General features: G+C 71.3%; 20 protein-coding genes, 1 tRNA gene, 4 pseudogenes and 1 other annotated feature. Of the genes and pseudogenes, 9 read left to right on the forward strand and 16 right to left on the reverse strand.

What is annotated here, in order from left to right:
• The first annotated feature begins 41 nt into the window (after nucleotides 1–41).
• Together P2H44_RS03950 and P2H44_RS03955 are read left to right on the forward strand one after the other, a co-directional pair.
• Complete coding sequence (locus tag P2H44_RS03950; RefSeq protein ID WP_275762142.1) at nucleotides 42–686, forward strand: TetR family transcriptional regulator C-terminal domain-containing protein; 645 nt, start codon at nucleotides 42–44, stop codon at nucleotides 684–686.
• Nucleotides 687–812: 126 nt separating this feature from the next.
• Nucleotides 813–1418, forward strand: a complete 606-nt coding sequence (locus tag P2H44_RS03955; RefSeq protein WP_275762143.1) for a lipocalin family protein — start codon at nucleotides 813–815, stop codon at nucleotides 1416–1418.
• A gap of 75 nt (nucleotides 1419–1493) precedes the next feature.
• Here the strand turns inward: P2H44_RS03955 and P2H44_RS03960 are convergent, their stop codons facing one another.
• The 7 genes and pseudogenes from P2H44_RS03960 to rplU all read right to left on the reverse strand — a co-directional run.
• On the reverse strand, nucleotides 1494–2783 hold the full coding sequence (locus tag P2H44_RS03960) for a glutamate-5-semialdehyde dehydrogenase (protein WP_275762144.1): 1290 nt from the start codon (nucleotides 2781–2783) through the stop codon (nucleotides 1494–1496).
• Nucleotides 2783–3913: a glutamate 5-kinase gene (proB, locus tag P2H44_RS03965; RefSeq protein ID WP_275762877.1), complete on the reverse strand. Its 1131-nt coding sequence runs from the start codon at nucleotides 3911–3913 to the stop codon at nucleotides 2783–2785. Before proB ends, P2H44_RS03960 begins: the two co-directional genes overlap by 1 nt.
• Before the next feature lie 104 nt (nucleotides 3914–4017).
• Nucleotides 4018–5076, reverse strand: a complete 1059-nt coding sequence (obgE, locus tag P2H44_RS03970; RefSeq protein WP_275762145.1) for a GTPase ObgE — start codon at nucleotides 5074–5076, stop codon at nucleotides 4018–4020.
• Nucleotides 5073–6140: a GNAT family N-acetyltransferase gene (locus P2H44_RS03975; RefSeq protein ID WP_275762146.1), complete on the reverse strand. Its 1068-nt coding sequence runs from the start codon at nucleotides 6138–6140 to the stop codon at nucleotides 5073–5075. The genes obgE and P2H44_RS03975 overlap by 4 nt, the downstream gene beginning before the upstream one ends.
• Complete coding sequence (locus P2H44_RS03980; RefSeq protein ID WP_275762147.1) at nucleotides 6119–6679, reverse strand: GNAT family N-acetyltransferase; 561 nt, start codon at nucleotides 6677–6679, stop codon at nucleotides 6119–6121. Before P2H44_RS03980 ends, P2H44_RS03975 begins: the two co-directional genes overlap by 22 nt.
• Before the next feature lie 176 nt (nucleotides 6680–6855).
• Entirely contained in the window at nucleotides 6856–7125 is a 270-nt protein-coding gene (gene rpmA / locus P2H44_RS03985) for a 50S ribosomal protein L27 (protein ID WP_275762148.1), read from the reverse strand.
• A gap of 31 nt (nucleotides 7126–7156) precedes the next feature.
• Nucleotides 7157–7537 (reverse strand): annotated as a pseudogene (rplU, locus tag P2H44_RS03990) (50S ribosomal protein L21); the annotation flags it as partial.
• Between the two features lie 541 nt (nucleotides 7538–8078).
• On the opposite strand from rplU, the gene P2H44_RS03995 reads away from it, so the two are divergent.
• A tRNA-Ser gene (locus P2H44_RS03995) sits at nucleotides 8079–8168 on the forward strand.
• A gap of 132 nt (nucleotides 8169–8300) precedes the next feature.
• On the opposite strand, the gene P2H44_RS04000 is transcribed toward P2H44_RS03995, so the two are convergent.
• The 4 genes from P2H44_RS04000 to P2H44_RS04015 form a co-directional block, all read right to left on the reverse strand.
• A complete protein-coding gene (locus P2H44_RS04000; RefSeq protein ID WP_275762149.1) occupies nucleotides 8301–9086 on the reverse strand; it encodes a hypothetical protein in 786 nt (261 codons plus the stop codon).
• Nucleotides 9083–9838: a hypothetical protein gene (locus tag P2H44_RS04005; protein WP_275762150.1), complete on the reverse strand. Its 756-nt coding sequence runs from the start codon at nucleotides 9836–9838 to the stop codon at nucleotides 9083–9085. Before P2H44_RS04005 ends, P2H44_RS04000 begins: the two co-directional genes overlap by 4 nt.
• A gap of 157 nt (nucleotides 9839–9995) precedes the next feature.
• Nucleotides 9996–12275 (reverse strand): phage/plasmid primase, P4 family, encoded by a 2280-nt coding sequence (locus P2H44_RS04010; RefSeq protein ID WP_275762151.1) that lies wholly within the window; start codon nucleotides 12273–12275, stop codon nucleotides 9996–9998.
• Complete coding sequence (locus tag P2H44_RS04015) at nucleotides 12275–12493, reverse strand: helix-turn-helix domain-containing protein (RefSeq protein WP_275762152.1); 219 nt, start codon at nucleotides 12491–12493, stop codon at nucleotides 12275–12277. The genes P2H44_RS04010 and P2H44_RS04015 overlap by 1 nt, the downstream gene beginning before the upstream one ends.
• A gap of 373 nt (nucleotides 12494–12866) precedes the next feature.
• On the opposite strand from P2H44_RS04015, the pseudogene P2H44_RS04020 reads away from it, so the two are divergent.
• A pseudogene (locus tag P2H44_RS04020) lies at nucleotides 12867–13888 on the forward strand (IS3 family transposase); the annotation flags it as partial.
• Nucleotides 13148–13264, forward strand: a sequence feature (AL1L pseudoknot). Its footprint overlaps the pseudogene before it by 117 nt.
• Before the next feature lie 26 nt (nucleotides 13889–13914).
• On the opposite strand, the pseudogene P2H44_RS04025 reads toward P2H44_RS04020, so the two are convergent.
• Nucleotides 13915–15123: pseudogene (locus P2H44_RS04025) on the reverse strand (IS3 family transposase).
• Between the two features lie 69 nt (nucleotides 15124–15192).
• On the opposite strand from P2H44_RS04025, the gene P2H44_RS04030 reads away from it, so the two are divergent.
• Entirely contained in the window at nucleotides 15193–15600 is a 408-nt protein-coding gene (locus P2H44_RS04030; protein WP_275762153.1) for a hypothetical protein, read from the forward strand.
• 401 nt (nucleotides 15601–16001) lie between these two features.
• On the opposite strand, the gene P2H44_RS04035 is transcribed toward P2H44_RS04030, so the two are convergent.
• Nucleotides 16002–16640, reverse strand: a complete 639-nt coding sequence (locus tag P2H44_RS04035) for a class I SAM-dependent methyltransferase (protein ID WP_275762154.1) — start codon at nucleotides 16638–16640, stop codon at nucleotides 16002–16004.
• 83 nt (nucleotides 16641–16723) lie between these two features.
• On the opposite strand from P2H44_RS04035, the gene P2H44_RS04040 reads away from it, so the two are divergent.
• A complete protein-coding gene (locus P2H44_RS04040) occupies nucleotides 16724–17638 on the forward strand; it encodes a LysR family transcriptional regulator (RefSeq protein ID WP_275762155.1) in 915 nt (304 codons plus the stop codon).
• A 234-nt stretch (nucleotides 17639–17872) separates the two neighbouring features.
• Here P2H44_RS04040 and P2H44_RS04045 read toward each other — a convergent pair whose 3' ends face one another.
• The 3 genes from P2H44_RS04045 to P2H44_RS04055 all read right to left on the reverse strand — a co-directional run bounded on the left by P2H44_RS04045 (nucleotide 17873) and on the right by P2H44_RS04055 (nucleotide 18892).
• Nucleotides 17873–18085, reverse strand: coding sequence for a hypothetical protein (locus P2H44_RS04045; RefSeq protein WP_275762156.1), 213 nt, complete (start codon nucleotides 18083–18085; stop codon nucleotides 17873–17875).
• Entirely contained in the window at nucleotides 18082–18315 is a 234-nt protein-coding gene (locus P2H44_RS04050; RefSeq protein WP_275762157.1) for a calcium-binding protein, read from the reverse strand. The genes P2H44_RS04045 and P2H44_RS04050 overlap by 4 nt, the downstream gene beginning before the upstream one ends.
• Nucleotides 18316–18619: 304 nt before the next feature.
• Nucleotides 18620–18892, reverse strand: coding sequence for an SDR family oxidoreductase (locus P2H44_RS04055; protein WP_275762158.1), 273 nt, complete (start codon nucleotides 18890–18892; stop codon nucleotides 18620–18622).
• A gap of 126 nt (nucleotides 18893–19018) precedes the next feature.
• On the opposite strand from P2H44_RS04055, the pseudogene P2H44_RS04060 reads away from it, so the two are divergent.
• The 3 genes and pseudogenes from P2H44_RS04060 to P2H44_RS04070 form a co-directional block, all read left to right on the forward strand.
• A pseudogene (locus P2H44_RS04060) lies at nucleotides 19019–19120 on the forward strand (helix-turn-helix domain-containing protein); the annotation flags it as partial.
• A 391-nt stretch (nucleotides 19121–19511) separates the two neighbouring features.
• Nucleotides 19512–20654, forward strand: a complete 1143-nt coding sequence (locus P2H44_RS04065; RefSeq protein ID WP_275762159.1) for a lipocalin-like domain-containing protein — start codon at nucleotides 19512–19514, stop codon at nucleotides 20652–20654.
• A complete protein-coding gene (locus tag P2H44_RS04070) occupies nucleotides 20651–22069 on the forward strand; it encodes a c-type cytochrome (RefSeq protein WP_275762160.1) in 1419 nt (472 codons plus the stop codon). Before P2H44_RS04065 ends, P2H44_RS04070 begins: the two co-directional genes overlap by 4 nt.
• Nucleotides 22070–22145 lie beyond the last annotated feature (76 nt).

Below are 22145 nucleotides of genomic sequence, written 5' to 3' on the forward strand. Positions count from 1 at the left end.
ACCCCCGCCCCTGGTCCGGCGCGACGCCGGCGGGCGGGCGCGTGACCAGCACCGAGCCGCCCCGCGCCGCGCGCACCAAGCGGCGCACCCGCATCCAGCAGCAGAACGAGGGCAAGATCCTCGACAGCGCGCTGGAGGCCTTCTCCCAGCACGGGTTCAAGGGCGCGACGCTCGACCAGATCGCCGAGGGGGCGGGCATGTCGAAGCCCAACCTGCTCTACTATTTCCGCCGCAAGGAGGACATCCACGCGGCCCTGATGGAGGGGCTGCTGGACGAGTGGCTGGAGCCGCTGGAGGCGCTGTCGGCCGACGGCGACCCGATGCGCGAGATCCGCGCCTACCTTCGCCGCAAGCTCGACATGGCCCGCGAGCGTCCGCGCGAGAGCCGGCTGTTCGCCTCGGAGGTGATGTCGGGGGCGCCGCGGATCGAGGCCTATCTGCACGGCCGCCTGAAGGCGCTGGTCGAGGAGAAGGCCGAGGTGATCCGCGCCTGGATCCGCGCCGGAAAGATCCGCCGCGTGGACCCCCATCACCTGATCTTCGCGATCTGGTCGACGACCCAGCACTACGCCGATTTCGACGTGCAGGTGCGCATCGTGCTGGGCGTGGAGGGCGACGGCCACATCGACGACGCCGCGCGCTTCCTCGAGGACCTGTTCCTGCGGGGGCTGGCGCCGGACGCCTGAGCGCCCGGGGCGACGGGCCCGACCGGACCGCCTGGCCTTCGCGCCGTCCGCGGGGGCTCGGGACCGTGCCGGACGCCGCGGCCGCCCTATCTTCCACCCACCCGCACCCTGTCCGAGGAGACGTCCATGCGCGCCGTCGATCTTCTTCCCGCTCGCCTCGCCGTCGCCGTCGCGCTCGCCGCCGCGAGCCTGGCCGGCCCGGCGGTCGCGCAGGAGCCCGCGGAGGTGACGCCCGTGGCTGGGTTCGACCTGGAGCGATATCTCGGGCTCTGGCACGAGATCGCGGTGATCCCGAACTGGTTCCAGTCGGACTGCGCGGCCGGCACGACGGCGACCTATTCGCCGGCCCCGGACGTCGACGGGATCGAAGTCGTCAACAGCTGCCTCGAGGCGGACGGCGCCCGCAGCACGGCGGAGGGACGGGCGAGATTCACCGGACCTTCGGACGTGGGCGCGCTCGAGGTCACTTTCGTGAGCTTGCTGGGGACCTGGCTCTGGCCCTTGTCGGGGGACTACATCGTCATCGCGCTCGACCCGGATTACCGCTGGGCGGCGATCGGGCATCCCTCCCGCGACTACGGCTGGATCCTGGCCCGCGAGGATCGGCTCGCGCCCGAGGTCCTGTCGTCGATCGCGGCGCGTTTCGAGGCGGTCGGATACGACGCCTGCAGCCTGCTCATGTCGCCGCGGGCGGTGGGCGATCCGCGACCGCCGCTCTGCGAGGCGCTGTGATCGTCGCCGGGCGGGGCGGCCCCGGCGGCGCCCCGGCGCGCGCGTCGCCGGAGCGGCCGCCGACCCGTCCCGGCCTTACGGCCGGGTCGTGCCGTCGCCCTCGACCAGGTACTTGAACGAGGTCAACTGCTTGGCCCCGACCGGCCCGCGGGCGTGCATCTTTCCGGTGGCGATGCCGATCTCGGCGCCGAAGCCGAACTCGCCGCCGTCGGCGAACTGGGTCGAGGCGTTGCGCAGCAGGATCGCGCTGTCGAGGCGGGCGAAGAACCGCTCCGCCACCGCGTCGTCCTCGGTCAGCACCGCCTCCGTGTGCTGGGAGCCGTAGCGCTGGATGTGGGCAATGGCGGCGTCGACGTCGTCCACCACCCTGGCGGCGAGGATCATGTCGAGGAACTCGCAGCCCCAGTCGGCGTCGGTCGCGGGGACCACGCGGGGGTCAATCGCCTGAACGGCCGCGTCGCCGCGCACCTCGACGCCGGCGTCGAGCAGCATGGCGATGGTCGCCGCGCCCTGCCCGGCCGCGTAGTCGCGGTGCATCAGCAGGCACTCGGCCGCGCCGCAGATGCCGGTGCGCCGGGTCTTGGCATTGAGGATGACCTTGCGCGCCTTCTCGGGGTCGGCGGCGGCGTCGGCGTAGACGTGGCAGATGCCCTCGAGATGGGCGAAGACCGGCACGCGGGCCTCGGCCTGAACCCGGCCCACCAGGCCCTTGCCGCCGCGCGGGATGATCACGTCGATCGCGCCCTGCATGGTCAGCATCTCGCCCACCGCGGCGCGGTCGCGGGTGGGCACCCGCTGGATCGCGTCGGCGGGCAGGTCTGCTGCCCGCAGCCCGTCCTGCAGGCAGGCGTGGATCGCGCCGGCGGAGTGGAAGCTCTCCGAGCCGCCGCGCAGGATCGCGGCGTTGCCGGACTTCAGGCATAGCCCGCCCGCGTCGGCGGTCACGTTGGGGCGGCTCTCGTAGATCACGCCGATCACGCCCAGCGGCGTCGCCACCTTGCGGAAGCGCAGGCCGTTGGGGCGGGTCCACTCTTCCAGCACGCGGCCGACGGGATCCTCCTGGGCCGCCACTTCGCGCAGGCCCTGGGCCATCGCCGCCACACGCGGTGCCGTCAGCAGCAGGCGGTCCATCATCGCGTCGGTCAGGCCCTTCTCGCGCCCGAAGGCCATGTCCTTGGCGTTGGCGGCCAGGATCTCGGCCTCGCGCGCCTCGATCGCGTCGGCGGCGGCGCGCAGGGCGGCGTCGCGGGCCGAGGCGGGGGCGTAGGCGAGCTCGGCGGCGGCGGCCTTGGCGCGGCGCCCGATCTCGGCCATGACCGCCGGGACGTCGAGGGTCTTCGCGTCGCTTGCGATCGATCCGTCCATCACTCGGTCTCCTCCGTTTCGGCCGGGGCGGCCCGTGCGGCCCCCGCTTCCCATATGACGATGTTGTCGCTGTGCGCCACCTCGACCCGGCCGGGGTGACCCAGCGCGCCTTCAACCTCTCGCGAGTGCAGGCCCGCCACGGCGCGCGCCTCGGCGTCGCCGTAGCCCGCGAGCGCGGCGCCGACCGAGACGCCGGCCTCGGTGACGATGGCCACGGGGTCGCCCCGCTCGAACCCGCCCTCGACGGCGCGAAGGCCGGCGGGCAGCAGGGACTTGCCGCGCAGCAGCGCGCGCGCGGCGCCGGCGTCGACCACCAGCCGGCCCATAGGCTTCATGCCCGCGATCCACTGCTTGCGCGCGTTCAGCGGCGAGACCTCGGCGCGGAACAGCGTGGCGGGCGCGCCCTCGGCCAGCGCGGTCAGGGGGCGGTCCACTTCGCCCTTGCAGATGATCATCGCGCAGCCGCCGCGCGTGGCGGTCTTGGCCGCCAGCAGCTTGGTGCGCATGCCGCCCGAGCCGGCGTCGGAGCCCACGCCCGCGCCCATCGCCTCGATCGAGGGGTTGATGCGGTCGACCACGTCGAAGCGGGTCGCCTCCGGGTCGCGGCGCGGATCGGCGGTGTAGAGCCCGTCGACGTCCGAGAGCAGCGCCAGCAGGTCCGCGCCCGCCATCAGCGCCACGCGGGCGGCGAGCCGGTCGTTGTCGCCGAACTTGATCTCGTCGGTGGCGACGGTGTCGTTCTCGTTCACCACCGGGATCACGCCCAGGCCCAGGAGCTGGCGCAGGGTGGCGCGGCCGTTGAGATAGCGCCGCCGCTCGCGGGTGTCGTCGAGGGTCAGCAGCACCTGGGCCGCGGTCAGGCCGTGGGGCTCGAGCACCTCGGCATAGGCCTGCGCGAGGCGGATCTGGCCGACGGCGGCGGCGGCCTGCGCCTGCTCCAGCGCCAGCGCGCCGCGGCGGAAGCCCAGCACCCGGCGGCCCAGCGCGATGGAGCCGGAGGAGACGACCATCACCTCCGCCCCCCGCGCGCGGATCGCCGCGAGGTCGGCGGCGACGCCCTTCAGCCACTCGCGCCGCAGCTTGCCGGTGGCCGCGTCGACCAGCAGCGCCGAGCCGATCTTCACCACCAGGCGCGAACACTGGCCGAGCGCCGCGGACGAGGCGCCGGCCCCGGGCGCGACGGCCGACGCGGCGCCTTGCTCGGCGGCGCGGGAGAGGGCGCCGTCGTCTGCGCTCAGGGACGCCACGTCTCGGTCTCCTCCGCCTGGCCCTCCTCGATCGCCTTCTGATCGGCCTCGGCGCGGCGCTTGGTCATCACCTCGCGGCGCAGCAGGCGCAGGGCCTCGGTGACGTTGTGGCCCGAGACGCCGGACATCGGCAGGACCTTGCCCGCGCCCGCCTCGGCGAGGGCCGCGAGCTTCTCGGCCACCTCCTCCTCGGTCAGGGCGTCGACCTTGTTGAGGCCCGTCACCACCGGCTTGTCGGCCAGCGAGCCGCCGTAGAGGCGCAGCTCCTCGCGGATCACGTGCCAGTCGTGGACCACGTCCTCGGCCGTGCCGTCGATCAGGTGCAGCAGCACCGCGCAGCGCTCGACATGGCCCAGGAACTGATCGCCCAGGCCCCGGCCCTCGTGGGCGCCCTCGATCAGGCCGGGGATGTCGGCGACCACCATCTCCGCCCCGTCCACCGCGGCGACGCCGAGGTTGGGGTGCAGGGTGGTGAACGGATAGTCCGCCACCTTCGGACGCGCGTTCGACACCGCCGAGAGGAACGTCGACTTGCCCGCGTTGGGCAGGCCGGCGAGGCCCACGTCCGCGATCAGCTTCAGGCGCAGCCACAGCGTGCGCTCCACCGCCGGCTGGCCGGGGTTGGCGCGACGGGGCGCGCGGTTGGTGGGCGTCTTGAAGTGCAGGTTGCCCCAGCCGCCGTTGCCGCCGCGCGCCAGCAGCACCCGGTCGCCGACGTTGGTGAGGTCGGCGAGCACCGTCTCCTCGTCCTCGTCGAGGATCTCGGTCCCCGCGGGCACGCGCAGCACGATGTCGTCGCCGTCCGCGCCGGTGCGCTGCTTGCCCGCGCCCGGCCGCCCGTTCTTGGCGAAGAAGTGCTGCTGGTAGCGGAAGTCGATCAGGGTGTTCAGCCCGTCCACGGCCTCGGCCCAGACGTCGCCGCCCTTGCCGCCGTCGCCGCCGTCGGGGCCGCCGTATTCGACGAACTTCTCCCGCCGGAACGAGAGGCACCCGTTCCCGCCGGCGCCCGAGCGGATGTAGACCTTGGCGAGGTCGAGGAATTTCATGCCGCGTTCCTTTCCGGGCAGGCCGCCAGGGCCGCGTCGAGCGCCGCGCGCGTCAGCGACAGGCGCTTGAGCATCGCGATCTCGGCGCGCCCCGGCGCCGTGCCGAGCCCGCTGCCGTCCGTCGCGAAGCCGAAGCGCGCGAGCACGGTCAGAGAGCCTGTGTTGTCCTCGAACGCCTCCGCCCGCAGCATCTGCAGGCCGAAGCGATCCATCACGTGGGGCAGAAACGCCGCCATCGCCTCCGAGGCGAAGCCGCGTCGCCGCCAGTCGGGGCCGAACCACATCGAGACGTCGGGCGCGCCGCCGTCGCGGGGGATCGGCGCGAGGCCCAGCTCGCCGACCAGCCGGCCGTCGTGGCGCACGCCCACGCAGAAGCCGGGGCGGCTGCGGAAGCGCCGGCCGGCGATGCGGGCGGCGGCCTCGGCCTCGGTCATCGGGTGGTGCACGCTCTCGGTCATCCGCGCCGTCTCCGGGTCGGTCAGCGCGGCGAGCTCGGCCGCGTCCTCCGCCGCCAGCGGCGCGATCACCAGCCGGGGCGTGGCGAGGGCGAAGCCCTGCCCGGCCGCCCAGGCGTCGCGGGTCAGCGTCATCACGTGCCCGTCCGCCGCCGCCCCGCGCCCCAGCGAGAAGCTGCGGTCCGAGCCCGCCCACCGGAAGCCCAGCTTGCACAGCACCCGCAGCGAGGGCGCGTTGTCGGCGTAGACCCGCGCCTCGATCCGCGTGCGGCGCAGGGGGCCGAAGGCATGGGCGATCATCGCCCGCGCCGCCTCCTGCGCATAGCCTCGGCCGCGCGCCTCGCGCCCCAGCCAGTAGCCCAGCGCGCCGTCGGCCGAGATCGAGACCAGCCCCTGCGCGCGCCCGTCGTCGATCACCCGCACCACCTCGCCCGCCATCGCCATGGCGACCAGCGCCTCGCGAACCGCCTCGGCGCTGTTGGGATAGGGGATGCGCGTGGTCATCCGCGCCACCTGGGGATCGGTCGACAGCTCCGCCAGCCGCCCGGCGTCGCCGGGCGCGGGAAGGCGCAGGCGCAGACGCGGGGTCAGGAGCTCCGTGTAAGCCACCGGTCCCGCTCCAGCCTGTAGCGCCAGGTCGGCGCGACGGCGTCGCGCGCGGCGGAATACGCCTCGCCCTCGCCGAGGTAGTCGAAGCCGGCGCGCGTCAGCACGTGGGCCGAGACGTCGTTGTCCTGGTAGACCTTCGCGGTCAGCGCCTTGGCGCCGGCGGCGAACAGGTGGTCGCGCACCGCGCCCAGGGCCTCGATCGCGTAGCCGGTGTTGCGGAAGGCCGGACCCACCACGTAGGAGACCTGGAAGACGCCGTCCTCCTTCTCCTTGTTGAGGAACACCAGCCCGACCATCTCGGGTCCGTCCGAGGGCGTGGCGTCCATCACGTAGAGGGGGCCCGAGCGCTTGCCGGCCAGCGCCCGCTCGATCATCTGCTCGGCGGCGCCGGGGGGATAGGGATGCGGGATCAGCGCCAGCGACTTCGCGGCGCGGGCGTCGGACAGGTAGAGCGCGATCAGTCCGGCGTCGCGCGGGCGCGGCGGCCTCAGGACCATCCGGTCCGCTTCGATCAGGGGCGCGATCGTCAGCCCGTCCAACATCTTTTCCTACTCCCTCCCGGGGGACTCCTTCCCATGCCGTCGCGCCTCTGCCGGGCGCCTCGTTCCGGCGACGAAATCGTCGATGGCGGCGCGGGGGCGCGCCTGAAATGCCGGAGGGCCGGCGGGGTGTTCCCGCCGGCCCTCCCGATGATCGTCCCGGGCGGGGTGCGGGATTACTCCGCGGCCTCCGGGAGCGGGATCACGGACACGAAGGTCCGGCCGCGGAAGCCCTTGGTGAACTTCACGGCGCCCTCGACGGTGGCGAACAGGGTGTGGTCCTTGCCCATCCCGACGTTCTCGCCCGGCCACCACTTGGTGCCGCGCTGACGGATCAGGATGTTGCCGGGGATCACGGCCTCGCCGCCGTATTTCTTGACGCCCAGGCGACGGCCTGCGGAGTCGCGGCCGTTGCGGGAGGAGCCGCCTGCCTTTTTATGAGCCATGACTTATGTCTCCTTGCGCTGACGGTTACTCGGCCGCGACGGCCGCGGGGGCCGAGGCGGCGCCGACGGCGGCCTTGACGCCGGTCGCGTCGCCGCCCGAGGCGAGGATCTCGGTGATCTTCACCAGGACGTACTTCTGGCGGTGACCCTTGCGGCGCGCCGAGGAGTGCTTGCGGCGGCGGCGCTTGAACGAGATCACCTTGGGGCCCTTGGTGAACTCGACGACCTCGGCCTGCACCGCGGCGCCGGTCACGAACGGCGAGCCGATCGAGGGCTCGCCCTCGCCGCCCAGCATCAGGACCTCGTTGAACTGCACGGTCTCGCCGGCCTCGGCGGCCAGCAGCTCGACCTGGAGCTCGTCGCCGGCGGCGACCTTGTACTGCTTGCCGCCCGTCTTGATGACAGCGAACATCGCGTCTTCCTTCATCCTTCCGCGTCCTGCGGCGCCGCTTTCGCGGACTTTCGGGAGCGTTTGCGGCGGGGCCTTCGCCCTGCCCGTCCGCTCCGCCTCGGACGGCGCGCCCCTCTGCGGGGGCGTGCGGCGCCGGTCGCGCCAGAAAATCACGCGGCAGGAAGGACCCGCCGCGACCGGAGCCGGGCTTATGCCGCCGCGCCCCGGCTATGTCAAGCAGACAAGGGGGAATCGCGGGCGGGGCCGCGGCGCCGGCTCCGGCGGGCGCGCCGGAGGCCGCGAGCGGCATGCGCGGTCGACCGCGAGCGAAGATGTGGGATGACGACGCCGGCAATGATAGGGCCGGCCGCTCGTCGTGAAGCGTGCCGACCGCCGGACCGCGAAGCCGGCGACCGCCGTCCGCGTCTCAAGGGTCGAACCTTCGCCGGCCCCCAGCCGCTCGCCCCCCGAGCGCGACGTCATCGAAAATTCCCCGCGCGCCCCCTCTTGCAACCGCTCCGGGTCGCGGCTACACGTCCGCCCGTCCTGACCACGGACGTGCGGAGAGGTGCCGGAGTGGTCGATCGGGGCGGTCTCGAAAACCGTTGTAGGGGCAACTCTACCGTGGGTTCGAATCCCACCCTCTCCGCCACTTTCTTAATATATTACATTGTAGATCAGAGATATAACGCCTAGAAGGGCGGACCGTTCCCACATTCGCTCCCACATCACGTGCAAGGCCCGTGCGTCGGCATCAGCTTTGCGAGGGCATTTGCGAAACGGATCAGCGCTCGCCGCCTCCAGACCGACGCTCCTTCAACCGCAGCAACATGGACAGCATCCGCTCCAGCTTGCGGTCCAGATGCGACTCGTACCTCGCCAGCTTGTCGAGGCGATCCGCATCGAGGGATTCTCCGATGGCCTGCATCCTGATCAAAGGGCGGGCCTCGATCGCGAGGCGGCGGCGGGCGACGAAGTCCTCGATGCGCTCGATGAAACAGGCCCCGAGTTCGTCGCCGTCGGCCAGATCGGCCAAGTCGTCCTCTTCCGGGTTCACGCCCGTCGCACGAAGGAAATCCGCCGCGAGGTCCTGGAGGATCGGCGGCAGGTCGTCCAGGAACGCCTCCAGCGCCGCCTCGCCCGGCCCTGACATTGCCGCGCATCCCTTGTGGACCGACGCGGCGAACGCCTCCAGCGCCCCTAGATCCGCGGCGTCGAGGCTTGGGTCCGCCTCGAGCGCAGGGCCGGTCGGCTCTTTGTGCACGCTCGCCCGACGGTGGGTCGTCGCCGCGCCCGACAGGTCTTTCCAAGTCTTCGCCCCCTCCTGCAGCCCTCTCTGGTGCGCCGCTCGCTCGGCCATTCGCAAGCGGCGCTTGCGCCAGATCACGCCCGCGATCTCCTCGGTTAGGTGCTCCTCGGTCGGGCCGGACGGCCGGTGCTCTTCCACCAGCGCCTGCAGCAACGCCTCGAACTCGGAAGGGTCCTCCCACGGCAGGAGGGCGTCTCGCGTCAGGACGCCATGACGGATAGCGTTGAACCGGGTCACGGCGAAGGAACCTGCATCGCTCATGGTCGTCCCCTTTTCGGCTGTCGCTTGCCATCGATGATCGCGAGGAGGGCCTCGGCCTTGTGGAAGAAGGCGCGATCAGCCGCATCCTCCAGGTTATGGATCTCGTCGACGGTCCGATCATAGGTCCGCCGCCACATGCCTTTGGGCCGGCGCGGAATCGCCGCGCCCAGGCCCGGCTCGCCGCCGAGCCGCCGGCGCAACTTGTTCGCGCGGCGCAGAGCCCGGTCCATGGCATCCTCGCGCTGGCTGGCGTAGGGCGAGCGGGCGCAATGCCGGCACAGGAACCACTTGCCAACCGCGTAGAGCATCGCCACCCGCCGACCGCAGGGCGCGCCGTTCACGACGCCGGGACAGCGGAACCAGGGACGGTCGCCGCCGAACCGGCAGGGCGTCCGCTCGACCGGCACGAACTCGTCGACGTCCTCCCAGTCGCGTCCCGCCAATCTCACGCTGTAGATCAGGCGCAGCCCGCCAGGCGCGGCGACCAAGTTGATGCGCGCGATCTCTTCGCCCTCGCTCGACCAGGTCCAGGAAGGCGTCCACGCCTCGCGCAGACAACCGGCGCGATGCAGTCGGCCGATCTCGATGCGGCGGCGGTGCTCCAGCGGCGTGCGTCCCCAGCCGGAGCGTCGCCCGGACCCTAACCCGCCCATGATCTGCCCCTCGGATTTTCTCGAAATCCCCTGGCGAACCGGCTGGTCGATCGATTGCCATCGACGCCGCTCACGGCGACGCGGGGTGACGGGTGACACGTGGTGACGGGTTTTCGCATATCTCTCTTGAGGCGCGCGCGCGTAGGCTCGATATCCCCTAAAAAAGCGTCACCACGTGTCACCCGAGGTGCAAGCCATTGATTTCGCCTCATGTGAGGGTGACACGTCACGGGGGTCTGATCTGTCACCCGTTCCGTCATCGCTCATCACCCCAGTGCGGAGCCGCCTCTTTCAGCGGCGTCAGGCCGATCCGCCCGCGGGCCTGCTTGCCCCCGACCTTCCTCCGCGTGCCGAGGTATCCCCGCTGTTCCAACTGGTCGCCGAACACCTTCAGCGCGCCGGGCTTTTCACCGTTGGCCACGCACCATTCGGTCCAGGACGCGAAGAGGTCCGCAGCCGGCTCGAAGCGCGCGGCGTTCCCGGGATCGACCAGGCAGCAATCGTCCAGCCATTGGCCGATCAGGTCCTGCGTCCCGAAGTAAGCGTCCGTTTCCTTCAGCACCGCCGCAGGCGGGCGCAGCCCGCGCGCCTGCCACTCGATGCAGCCGTCGATCGCCCATCGCAGGATTCCCGGCCATTCGTCGCGCAGCCGCTCGCCCAGCGTCCGGTCCGGCCACGCGGGCTTTCGCGTGAAGGGGACGATCTGGAAGCGACGGCGGGCGGCCTTGTCGACATTCCGCAGAACCGGCTTGTGGTTGCCGACGATGACCAGCTTGAACTGCGGCTGGACGGTGAAGAAGTCCTGCCGCATGAACCGGGTCGAGATTGGATCCCCGCCCGTCAACTGCTTGATGCGCGCCTCGGCCCAGCCTCGACCGCTCTCGGTCTCGGACGCGGTCACCAGGCGCGCGCCGTTCATCATCGCCAGTTCCGTGGCGTGACGGTCGGTGTTCGACGCCGTGAAGGCGTCCATCGGGGCGGTGACCGCGTAGTCGCCGAGGATACCGTGGAGCGCGTTGAGGAAGACGGACTTCCCGTTTCCGCCGGGGCCATAGATGAAGACGAGCACGTGCTCGCGCGTATCGCCGGTCAACGCGTAGCCGAAGATGCGCTTCAGGTAGCCGATCAACTTCTCGTCGCCGCCCGTCGCCTCGTGCAGGAACTCCAGCCAGGCCGGGCAGTTCGCGATTTCGGCGGGCGCGACGCAAGCCTGCCGCGTGACAAGGCTCGCACGGTCCGGGCGAGTCAGCTCGCCGGTGGCGAGGTCCACCTCGCCGCCGGGCACGCCCAGCCGCATCGGGTCCGGGTTCCAATCGTCCTGGCGGACCGCGACCCGGCGGTCGACGCTGGCCAGCTTCTCGGCCCCCTGAGCGAAGCTCGACTTGCGGGCCGCCACGCGAGCCCTGGCATCGAGACCCTCGCTGACCTCGCGGGCCAGGGCGCGCACATGGTCCGCGGTGGCGCGGGTGACGTCCCTCGCCCAATGATCGCCCTGCCAACGGAACCAGGCCCCGGCGTCATGGTCGAACCGAAGGTCTTCGCCCTCTCGGTCGACCAGGAGCAGCGCGACACTGTCTTCCGTCGCCTCGCCCCCCGTGTCCGGCGTCTTGTCTCCATCGTTCGTCGTTGAGGTCCGGCCTGCCGCCTTCCCCCAGGAACGCTGGAACTCGGCGTCCAGTCGATCATGGAACTTGCGGGCCGGTCCGTCCGGATGCCGGCGCACGATCTCCGAGGCCACGTCGCGCGGAAACCGCTTGCGAAGCGCATTCACGATCGCCTGGAAGTCTGCGGAGCGGTCGCCGCTGCGGACATACGCGAGCAGGCGCTTCAGCGCCGGGGACAGGGACGCGAGCGCGGCCTCGACCTGGCTTTCGAAGGAGTCCTGCCCGTGGTTCGCTTCGCCCTCGGCATCGCCTCGGACGACGTCATCGTCTCCTTCCTCGGAGCTGCTCTGTGTCGCCTCGAGCGAGGCGATCGCATCGTCGATGGACGCCAGTTCCGCCGGGGCGTCCTTCAGCGCCTCCCCGGTGACGGTGATGTAGCGTCCGGTTTCCGTGTTCGCGTAGATCTCGAACGAGCCGCCTTCCGGATGGGGCTGCCTGCGATGGATCGGCGGGCGGTCGTCCCGCACCCGGCCGATGACCCGCAGCCCTTCCCGGCTCGGCGTGCTCTCGACATAGGCTCCCGGCGTTTCGGCGAGGCGCGCGGCCCAGGGCAGCAGAGCGCCCGTCTCGGCATCACGCACATCGTCGAGGTCGATCGCCGCCAAACCCTTCAGGTCGAGCAGCTGAAGGCCGATCCCATCGAGGCCGCCGGCATCGAGCGCGGCCAGCGCCTCGTCGAGGGTGGCCCAGGTCGAAGGATCATCGTTCTTCGCGTAACCGCCATCGCGACCGTCCCCGACCCGATGGGGCGGCTTGGTCGCCCTGCCCTTGCGCGTTTCCCAGCGCCAACCGACCCACCGCCGCTCCGGCGCGAGGAAGGCAAGACACTCCGGAAGCGTGAAGCCGCCGGCAAAGGGCGCGCCGCCGTCCATCAGGCCGCGCCCGTCCGGGCTTCCATCGCGGCGAGCCACGCCTCGATCGCCGCCACGCGCACCAGCCGGCGCTTGCCGAACTTGATGCTCGGAAGCTCGCCGCTGCCGATCGCTTCGTAGATCTTCGTGCGCCCGACGCCAGCCAATCGAGCCGCGTCGGCCGGCGAGACCGCCAGACCTCCGCCGCCCAGGCTCGCGCCGCTGTCCGAAATTCGCATGGGTCCGCTCTCCATCGTGACGGTGCATCGATGGTGGCTGACGACAGGTGGGCGAAAACAGTGGGCAAGAACCGGCGAGGTTTTCGCCCAGACACGGTAGCGTCTCAGCCGGAATGGCCCCGAAGCATGGACCTCGTATCCGCAGCCGAGAAGCTGTCACATCACTCGTCAGCCCGCCGCACTCGCTGCGCCTAAGACACTGGGCAGCCGGCTGAGCTCCACGATGAGGTCGACCCACATGAATTCAATTTTCTTGATCACGCCGCGACGGTTCATCAGCATGATGAGGAATCGCACAGGGAGCTGATCATGCTTGGGATTGAACCGCGCCGGGTCTGTCGGAGGCTCCACCTCCTGAGTAGGATTGAGGCTCATGAGCAAGACGACGAACAAGTTCGCCCCTGAGGTCCGCGAGCGCGCGGTTCGCTTGGTGCTGGAAAGCGAAGCGGAGGGCGGCTCCCGCTGGGCCGCGATCGTGTCGATTGCACCGAAGATCGGCTGCGCGGCGCAGACGCTGAACGAATGGGTGAAGCGGGCGGAGATCGACGGCGGCCGCCGGGCGGGCGTTCCCGCCAAGATCGCCAAGAGGATAAAGGCGCTGGAGCGGGAGAACCGGGAGCTGCGCCGGGCCAACGGGATCCTTCGCAAGGCGTCAGCGTATTTCGCCTAGGCGGAGCTCGACCGCCGGTCGAAGACATCATCGCCTTCATCGACGATCACCGGGCGGAGCATGGGGTCCAGCCGATCTGCCGAGTCCTGCAGATCGCCCCTTCCAGCTACTATGATCGCCTCGGCAAACGTACGGAGCCGTCGCGCCGTTCGGCTAGCGCGCGGCGGGACGAAGTCCTGCGCCCAGAGATCCGGCGTGTCTTCGACGCAAACCTCGGCGTCTACGGCGTGCGCAAGGTCTGGAGCCAGATGCGCCGCGAGGGCTTAGATGTCGCCCGATGCACCGTGGCGCGGCCGATGAAGGATCTGGGTTTCGAGGGGGTGAACCGGGGGGAGCCGCACAGGACCACGGTCCCGGACAAGGCCGCCCCAAGACCGCTGGACCGGGTGAAACGGCGGTTCCGGGTCCCGGCCCCGAACATGGTGTGGGTCAGCGATTTCACATACGGCGCGGCCTGGCAGAGCTTCGTGCACGTCGCCTTCGTCATCGACGCTTTCGCCCGGGAGGTCGTGGGCTGGCGCGTCAGCCCCACGGCGCATGCAGGCTTGGTGCTGGACGCCCTGGAACAGACCGTCCACCAGCGGCGGCCCGGCGCGGGGCTGGTTCACCACTCGGACAGGGGCTCGCAGTATCCGTCCATTCGCTACACCGAGCGCCTGGCGGAAGCGGGCATAGAGCCGTCGGTCGGCAGCGTCGGCGACAGCTACTACAACGCCTTGGCCAAGCCTCAAGTGCGGATCCGGTTTAAATGTTAGTGGACGCTGGCATTGGCTGCGATCGCTATTGACGTTGTCTGGTGCGGCCAGGCGGCCGCCTGGGCCATGCTGACGACGGGGGCTGGCGGCAGCCATCCGAGGGCGGAGTGGGGCCGGATGGTTTTGTCGTGCCGCCGCCAGGCTTCGATCAGGATCTGCGCCTCCTTCGGGGATTAGAAGATCTCCCCGTCGAGCAGCTCGTCCCGGTGCGTCGAATTGAAGCTCTCGAGATAGCCGTTCTCCCATGGGCTGCCCGGCTCGATGAAGGCGGCGTCGACGCCGAGGCGACCGAGCCATTCCCTCGCCGCGACGGCGGCGAACTCCGGGCCGTCATCGGATCGGATGTGCGACGGCGTCCCCCGCGCCAGCATCGGCTCGGCCAGAACCTCGAGCACGTCCGACGCGTTCAACCTGCGCTTCGGCACGATCGCCAGCGCTTCGCGGGTGAACGCGTCGACCACGCACAGCATGCGGAACTTGTGGCCTTCAAGCGTTCGGCGCCCCGCGAAGTCGCATGCTCAGACATGGTACGCACGCTCCGGCCGAAGCCGGATGCACGAGCCGTCGGTCAGCCATGGCCGCCCCTTCTTCGTTTGTCTTCCCCGCGCTTGCAGCCCCTCCCGCAGCCAGATCCGTTCGACCCTCCTGGCGTTCACCGCCCAGCCTGCCCGGCGCAGCAGAGCGGTGATCCGCCGATAGCCGTAACGACCGTGGGTCGTCGCCAGCCACACGATGTCCGCGGTCAGCCGCTTATCGTCCTCGGCGCACCGCGGAACCCGGCGCTGTGTGGATCGCGGCTGGCCCAGAACCCGGCGGGCGCGGCGCTCGGAGACGCCGAGCTCCGCGCACGCCTCCCGGACCTTCTCGCGGCGGCGGGCGGGGCTGATCGTTCGGCCTGAAACGGTCCGCCGGACCGTTTCCGAGACGGCCTTCACCCCCCGCAAGCTCTCCTGCAGGATCAGCTCGTCGAGCGTCAGGTCCGAGACCGCCCGTCTCAGCCGGGAGTTCTCCTGCTGCAGCTCCTTGAGCCGCTTCAACTGGTAGAGCTTCAGACCGCCGCACTCGTTGCGCCAGCGGCGGCAGGTCGCCTCGCTGACGCCGATCCCCCGGATCGCGTCCGCCGGCGCGACGCCCTGCGCCACCGCAACGTCCACCTGCCGCAGCTTGGCGACGATCTCCTCGGGCTTGCGCTTCTTCCTCGGCATGGATCCTCCTCGTCGGCTCAACCGACATTACGAGTGGACCCGCTTCAGGGGGGAGGGCCAGGTCGGGCCGTGAGCCTCGAACTCGCGCGCGACGAGCGGGAAGATCGGGCCGTCGTGATCGCTATCGGTGGTCCGGACGAAGCGCCTCCGGGGCCGAGGGTTGAGATCGTGCGCCTTCAACAAGCGACGGCCCATTCTCGCGTTAACGACGTGGCCCCGGTGACGGAACTCGGCGCCGACGCGTCGATAGTTCTCGCGCTCGAACGCGTCCGTGATGGCGCGGATCTCGGCGACGATCTCCTCGTCGCGCAGCATTTCGACAGGCGCGGCGTAGAAGCTCGACCTCGAGATGCCCATCCGTTCGCATCCCCGCCGGACGGAGAGGCCGCGGGGCCGCTGGTCACGGATGGATGCGCGCTTCTCGGCGACGTTCCGGAGCGCAAGGCCCCATCTGGAGAATCGATCGCCAGCGCCTGAGGGCCGAGCAGGCATTGCAGCACGGCGAACCACCCCTGTAGCCGGAGAGCAGCTCAGCGGCCGACGGGAGACGGAGCCGCCGGAGCGGTTCACGTGGACCTGCGAATGGGTAGTGGAGCGCGCTGTTTCGAGAAAGCCCTCCGGGCGACGCGTGCGACGCGTGCGACGCGCTCGGCCGGGAGGCGCGATCCCGCTTGCCCTCGGCCGTCGATCGCCCGGCGGGGGAGGCGGATCGCGATCGGCCGGCCTCCGTCCCTCAGGCTTGCGACGGACGAGGCCTGCTCAGCGTCGGAGGGGGATCGAGCGACGACCTGACGAGGCCCGGTGCCAGGCGGGGCCGCGCCACGACGCCGTCCGGGACGGGGGGTGCGCCGGCCTCGCCCTAGGGTCGCGGATGGTCCCTAGCGCTTTCTCGCCACGAAGAATGGCCGCACGTCCTTGCCTCGCAACCCATGGCGAGCCCGCTCGACGATATCGAACCCGGCCCCTTCGACGTCGCGCTCCAGTTCCCCTGCGTCGAAGGACGCCACGAACGGCGCCTTGCCGACGGCCTGCATGACGGGAATGGCGAGGCGCACGAGCGGGTTCATCTCCCTCAGGCAAGGCGTCTTGGAAATGAATAGGCCGCCTGGCTTCAACAACCGATGCACGCCGTCCAAGGCCGCCGCGCGCGCTTCGATCAGGTGAAGCACGTTGAAGCCCAGGACCGCGTCGAACGTCCCCTCGGGCCAGCGAGGATCGTCCGGGGTCCCGACCTCGAACCGCGCGTTGCCGCACCCGTCGGCATCGGCCTTCTCGCGGGCGATCGCGATCATGGCGCCGGAGATGTCCGTCGCCACGATGCGCCCGACCGACGGGGCGAGCCTGAGCGCCGTCGTGCCCGTGCCGCAGCCGAACTCGAAGACCGCGTCGTCTGCGCCGAGGACCTGCCGTGTGCGGTCGAGCGTGCGCTCGTAGCCTGCGAGGTCGGAGATTGAACTGGCCGCATACTTTCTGGCGCTGCGATCCCAGAAGCGTGCGTCGTCGACGGTTCGGAACATGGAAGCCTCCTGTGCCGCGTCGTCTAGCATATGCGCCGACGAATGAAATTGCGCTTCTGCGCACGTTCTATATGCATGGATGCATGAAAGATCTCGACTGGAACCGGGCCCGCGCATTCCTTGTGACCGCGGAGGCGGGATCGCTCTCCGCGGCGGCGAGACGGCTCGGCCTGACCCAGCCGACCCTGTCCCGACAGGTCGCCGCCCTGGAGGCCGATCTCGACGCAACCCTGTTCGAAAGGATCGGCAAGCGGCTGGTCCTGACCGAGACGGGCGAAACCCTTCTCGAACACGTCCGCGCCATGGGCGAAGCGGCGAGCGCGATGACGATCGCGGCGTCCGGTCGCTCGCAGTCCATCGAGGGCCGCGTGAGCATCTCCGCAAGCGACGTCTTCGCCGCCTGCATCCTGCCCGAGATCGTCGAGCGCATCCGCCGGGACGCGCCCCGGATCACGCTGGCCATCGTGTCGAGCAATGCGTTGAGCGATCTGCAAAGGCGCGAGGCGGACATCGCGATCCGGCATGTCCGGCCTGAAGAGGACGGACTCGTCGGCAAGCTGGTTCGCGAGAGCAAGGCGGGTTTCTACGCGGCCCGCTCCTGGGTCGAACGCCATGGCGCGCCGGCCTCGGTTTCGGACATCGCCCGGGAGGAATTCATCGGCTTCGAAGACATCGACCCCTTCTCGGCATTCCTGCGCGGCGTCGGCGCGGACGTCACGGCGAACGACTTCAGGCTGATGTCCGAGAGCGGCGTCGTCGTCTGGGAACTGATGAAACGCGGACTGGGGGTCTGCGTCATGGCGCGAGAGATCGCGATGCGGACGGAGGACGTCGTCGAGCTGTTTCCCGACGCCCCCGCGACGCGGTTCCCGGTCTGGCTGGTCACCCACCGCGAACTGCGGACCAGCCGGCGGATCCGGCTCGTCTACGACATCCTCGCCGATGAGCTGGCGCGGATCGAAGACGTCGCGCGCCCCCGGCGACAGCCTGGAGCCTGAGCTCGCAGGCCCGCTGACCGCGCCCCGCCCTGGCCTCGGCGTACTTGCGCCGACACGCGTCTCTCCCATCGGCTCGCTCGAGATTTCGCATCGCGAGGAGACGGACCTCCGGCGGCGTCGGGCCGAGGCTCCCGAGAGCGAGCTCAAGGCCGGCCTGCATGGCCGCGCCCCGGAAGCGGCTGCCCAAGGACCACGAGAAAGCGCCAGCCGGGCGGAAGACGTCGTCGCAGGCTCTCAGAAGATGAAGTCGTCCGAGGTCATCAGGTTCACGTTCCAGCCCGCGATCTCCAGGCAACCGTCCGCTTCCAGCGCGTCGAGGTCGATGATCACCTCGCCCCCCGCACGGTTCTCCCACGCCGGCTTCACGTCGCGCAGCGAGGATGAGATATCGATGTTGGGCGCGCGGAGGTCCAGCTTGTCCTTACCGTCGACCCAGTCCGTGATCACGTCGTCCCGGAATGGCGTCTGAAGCGGAACACGTCCGCCAGGCTTCCACCGGTCTGCTCGTCGTCGCCGCTCCCCCGGTCGATGACGTCCGCGCCCGCACCGCCTCTCAGCACATCGTCTCCAGCCTTGCCCGCGATCCTGTCCGCGCCGCCGCCCCCCTCGACCGTGTCCTCACCGTCGCCGCCGACGACGGCGTCGTTGCCTTCGCCCGAGACGATGCGGGCGTCCACGACCGAGCCCCTGCCGCCCCCGTTGAGGTCGTTGCCTGCGCCAAGTCGAGGTCGCCCGCGATCAAGCCCTTGCCGTTGAACGCCCTGTCCCCGACGTCGCCGAACGACACGTTGCCGTGGATCTCGCCGAGGGCGTTGTGCGGCAGGTCGTCGCCTGCATCCAGCCGCCGTCGGGGCCCGGCAGGAAGGCGACGGCGTCGGCGATGTCCCGGGGCCGGCCGAGGCGCTCTGGCGGGGCGAGCTTCGCGAGGCGGTCGACGACCTTCTGCGGCTTGCCGTCCCGGACCGAGGCCGTCGGCCCGGGCTAGACCGCGTTCACCGTGACGTAGCGGCCAAGGAGCGCCTTCGACAGGAGATGGTTCAGCGCCTCCACGCCGGCCCTAGCGGCGGCGCAGACGCCGTAGCTTGGCTGCTGGAGACCGACGGCGCTGGAAAAGAGATCGACGATCCGATTGTCATTGCACCGCAGCCTCGAAGCCCCGCGAAGGGTGTCGACCGTTCCCCTTAGGTTGATCGCGGCGCCGATGCCGCGCAACGCGCCCGCGACAATTGAGATTCGGTTTGCGGGAGATGTCATCTTCGGTCTCCGTCTGGTTCCGCGTGTGGGCGATGAGGAGAAGCAGGGCCTTCCGCCCGGCCGGATGATCGATCTGGATCCGGCGACGTCAACCGGGATGCGCGGATAATGGCTCTGTTCGACGCCATGCGGGTCTTCGTCCGTATCGCCGAGCGGCGGAGCTTCACGCTCGCCGCCAAGGATCTTGGCCTGCCCCGGTCGACCGCGACCGATGCGCTCAAGGCGCTGGAGCGCCGGCTCGGCGGGCGCCTTCTGGAGCGGACCAGCCGCGCGGTGCGCCTGACGCGCGACCGCGAGGTCTGTCGCCACTGCGGCTTCTGCCCGCACGTCACCGAACGACGCCAGCCGCTGGACCTGGTACGAGTGGGCGACGACGGCATCATCCGGGCGGGCGCACCGTCGCCGGAGTCGGCCCGGTTCCGCCGCTTGCTCGCCTATCTGCCGCGGCGCCTTCACGCGCCCCGGCTGCCTCGTCGCGTTCGGCCGGCCCCGGACCGTCGACGACTTGCGGCGCGGGCATCGGACGGTCGGCCTTCTCGCGCCAGGCGGCGCGCCCGGCTGTGCGCAGGGATTGCGCGTGCTACCTTCCCGCCCTCGCCTTTCGACGCACCGGAGCGCCATGACACGCCGAGGCCGGGCCTGGGCCCTTCTTCCGCTCGCCGCGACGGCGGCCTTCGCCTTCGGCGCGCTCGCCTGGACATCCGGCGCCCGCGCGGCGGAGGCGCGCGCCGGGGCGGGCGCGGTGGACGTCGCGGCGTTCCTGGAATCGCTCGGCGACCGGGGGTTCGCGGCGCCGCAGGGGCCGTGGGTGCTGAGCCTGCCGGCCGATCACGGCGGGCACGATGCGGCGCGGATGGAGAGCTGGGCGATCTCGGCGCATCTGCGCGACGCGCAGGGGCGGCCGGCGGGGGTGCAGGTGACGCTCTCGCGCGTGGGGCTGCGGGCGGAGGCGGGGGCTTCGCCCTGGACGCCGAGCGCGCTGCACGTGGCGCAGGCGGCGCGGACGGGGCCGGGGGCGGAGGCCGCGGGGGAGGAGCGGCTGAGCCGCGGCTCGCTGGGCGTCGCGGGACATGACGGGGCGGCGGGCGAGGCGTGGCTAGACGACTGGACGCTGTCGTGGGATCCGCAGGCGGGGGCGGACGGCGGGGCGCTGAGCCTCGTCGCCACGGTGGAGGGGGCGCCGGTCCGGCTGCGGCTGACGCCCGAGAAGCCGGCGCTCGCGATCGACGCCGACGGCCGCGGGCCGGCGCGGGGCTATGCGATGCCGCGGATGCGGGTCGAGGGGGAGATCGGCGCGGGAGAGGCGCGGCAGGCGGTCTCGGGCCTCGCCTGGCTCGACCACCTCTGGGGCGCCCTGCCCCCGCCCGGCGGTCCGGTCGCGCGCGACCGGCTGATCCTCCAGCTCGACGACGGCACGGACCTGTCGCTGATCCGCACCCGCCGCCGCGACGGGCGCGGGAGCGAGATCCTCGACGGCGTGCTGGCGGGGCCGGACGGGGCGCGCCGGGCGATCGACGGGCGCGGGCTGTCCCTGACGCCCACGGCGCGCTGGCAGGCGCCCGGAGGCGGGCGGACCTACGCGCTCGGCTACCGGATCGAGGGGTCGGGGCTGGCGCTGGAGGTCTCGCCCGTGCTCGAAGACCAGCGGCGGGATTTCGCGCAGCCGGTCTGGACGGGGCTGGTGCGCGTGAGGGGAACGAACGGGGGCGTGGCGGTCGAGGGGCTCGGCAGCCTCGCGACCGAGGGAGAGGAGAGCCGGTGAACGCGCGCAGGAACCGCACGGGCCGTCTCGTCGCGCTGGCCGCGGCCGCGCTGCTGGGCGGCTGCGACGACGACCAGGGAGGCGAGGCGCAGGGCCGCTATCGCTCGCCGCTCGGCGACGTGACGGCGGCCGAGCAGCCGCCGGGCGACCCCGCGGCGGGGTACCGGGCGCTGGTGAACGCGCCCTACGTCTCCTGCGGGATCCCCTACGATGCCTGGCGCCGGCTGGCGCCCGCCGTCGATCCCGCGGACACGATCCCGGGGCGGGAGGGGCGCAACGCCGAGCTGCCCTACGACCTGACCGCCCATGTGAACGCCGACGGGGTGGAGGTCGTCTCCTCCAACTGCCTGACCTGCCATGCGCAGCGCATCGACGGCGAGGTGGTCGTGGGGCTGGGGAACGCCTTCGCCGACTTCACCCGCGACCCCCGCCGCCTGGTCCTGCAGGCCGGCGCCTACGTGCAGGGCGAGGCCGAGACCCGCGCCTGGGCGCATTGGGCCGAGCGGATCGAGGGCATCGCCCCCTACATCCGCACCCGCACCATCGGCGCGAACCCGGCCACCAACCTGACCTGGGCGCTGATGGCGCATCGCGATCCCGAGACGCTCGCCTGGTCCGAGACGCCCCTGATCGAGCCCCCGCAGGAGGAGCCGCTGCCGATCAGCGTGCCGCCCTGGTGGGGGATGAAGAAGAAGGGCGCGATGTTCTACACCACCATCGGGCGGGGGGATCACTCGCGCTTCATGCTGCTCGCCTCGATGCTGTGCATCGACGACCGGGAGGAGCTGGAGGGGGTGATGGACTACGCCGCCGACGTGCGCGCCTGGATCGCCTCGCTCGACGCGCCGGCCTGGCCGTGGGAGATCGACGCGGCGAAGGCGGAGACGGGGCGCGAGGTCTACGGGCGCGAATGCCGGCGCTGCCACGGGGACGAGGAGAGCTATCCCGACCGGGTCTACGGGCTGGACGAGGTGGGGACGGACCCCGCCTATGCACGGGCGGCGACGGACGGCTCGCGCGACCGGTTCTATGAATGGCTCGCCCGTTCGCCCTACGGCGACGCCGACAGCGCGGGGCCGGCGCCGGGCTACGTGGCGCCCCCGCTCGACGGGGTGTGGGCGACGGCGCCCTACCTGCACAACGGCTCGGTCCCCACGCTGGCGGCCCTTCTCGACAGCGGCGCGCGCCCGGCCTTCTGGCGGATCGAGACCGACCCGCCGCGCTACGACCGCGAGGCGGTGGGCTGGGCCTACGAGAGGCTGGAGGCGGGACAGGAGGCCGAGACCGACCCCGACGCCCGCAGCCGGATCTACGACGCCACCCTGCCCGGCTACGGCGCGGGCGGCCACGCCTATGGCGACGCGCTGGGCGAGGCGGAGCGGGCGGCCCTGCTGGAGTATCTCAAGACGCTCTAGGCGCTTGCGGCGCCGGACCGGGAGAGGGGGTGGCGCCGGATCGGGGTTCCGGCGCATGCTCGCCCCCACGATGCCG

This window comes from Albimonas marina, assembly GCF_029223255.1.
Classification (GTDB): domain Bacteria; phylum Pseudomonadota; class Alphaproteobacteria; order Rhodobacterales; family Rhodobacteraceae; genus Albimonas.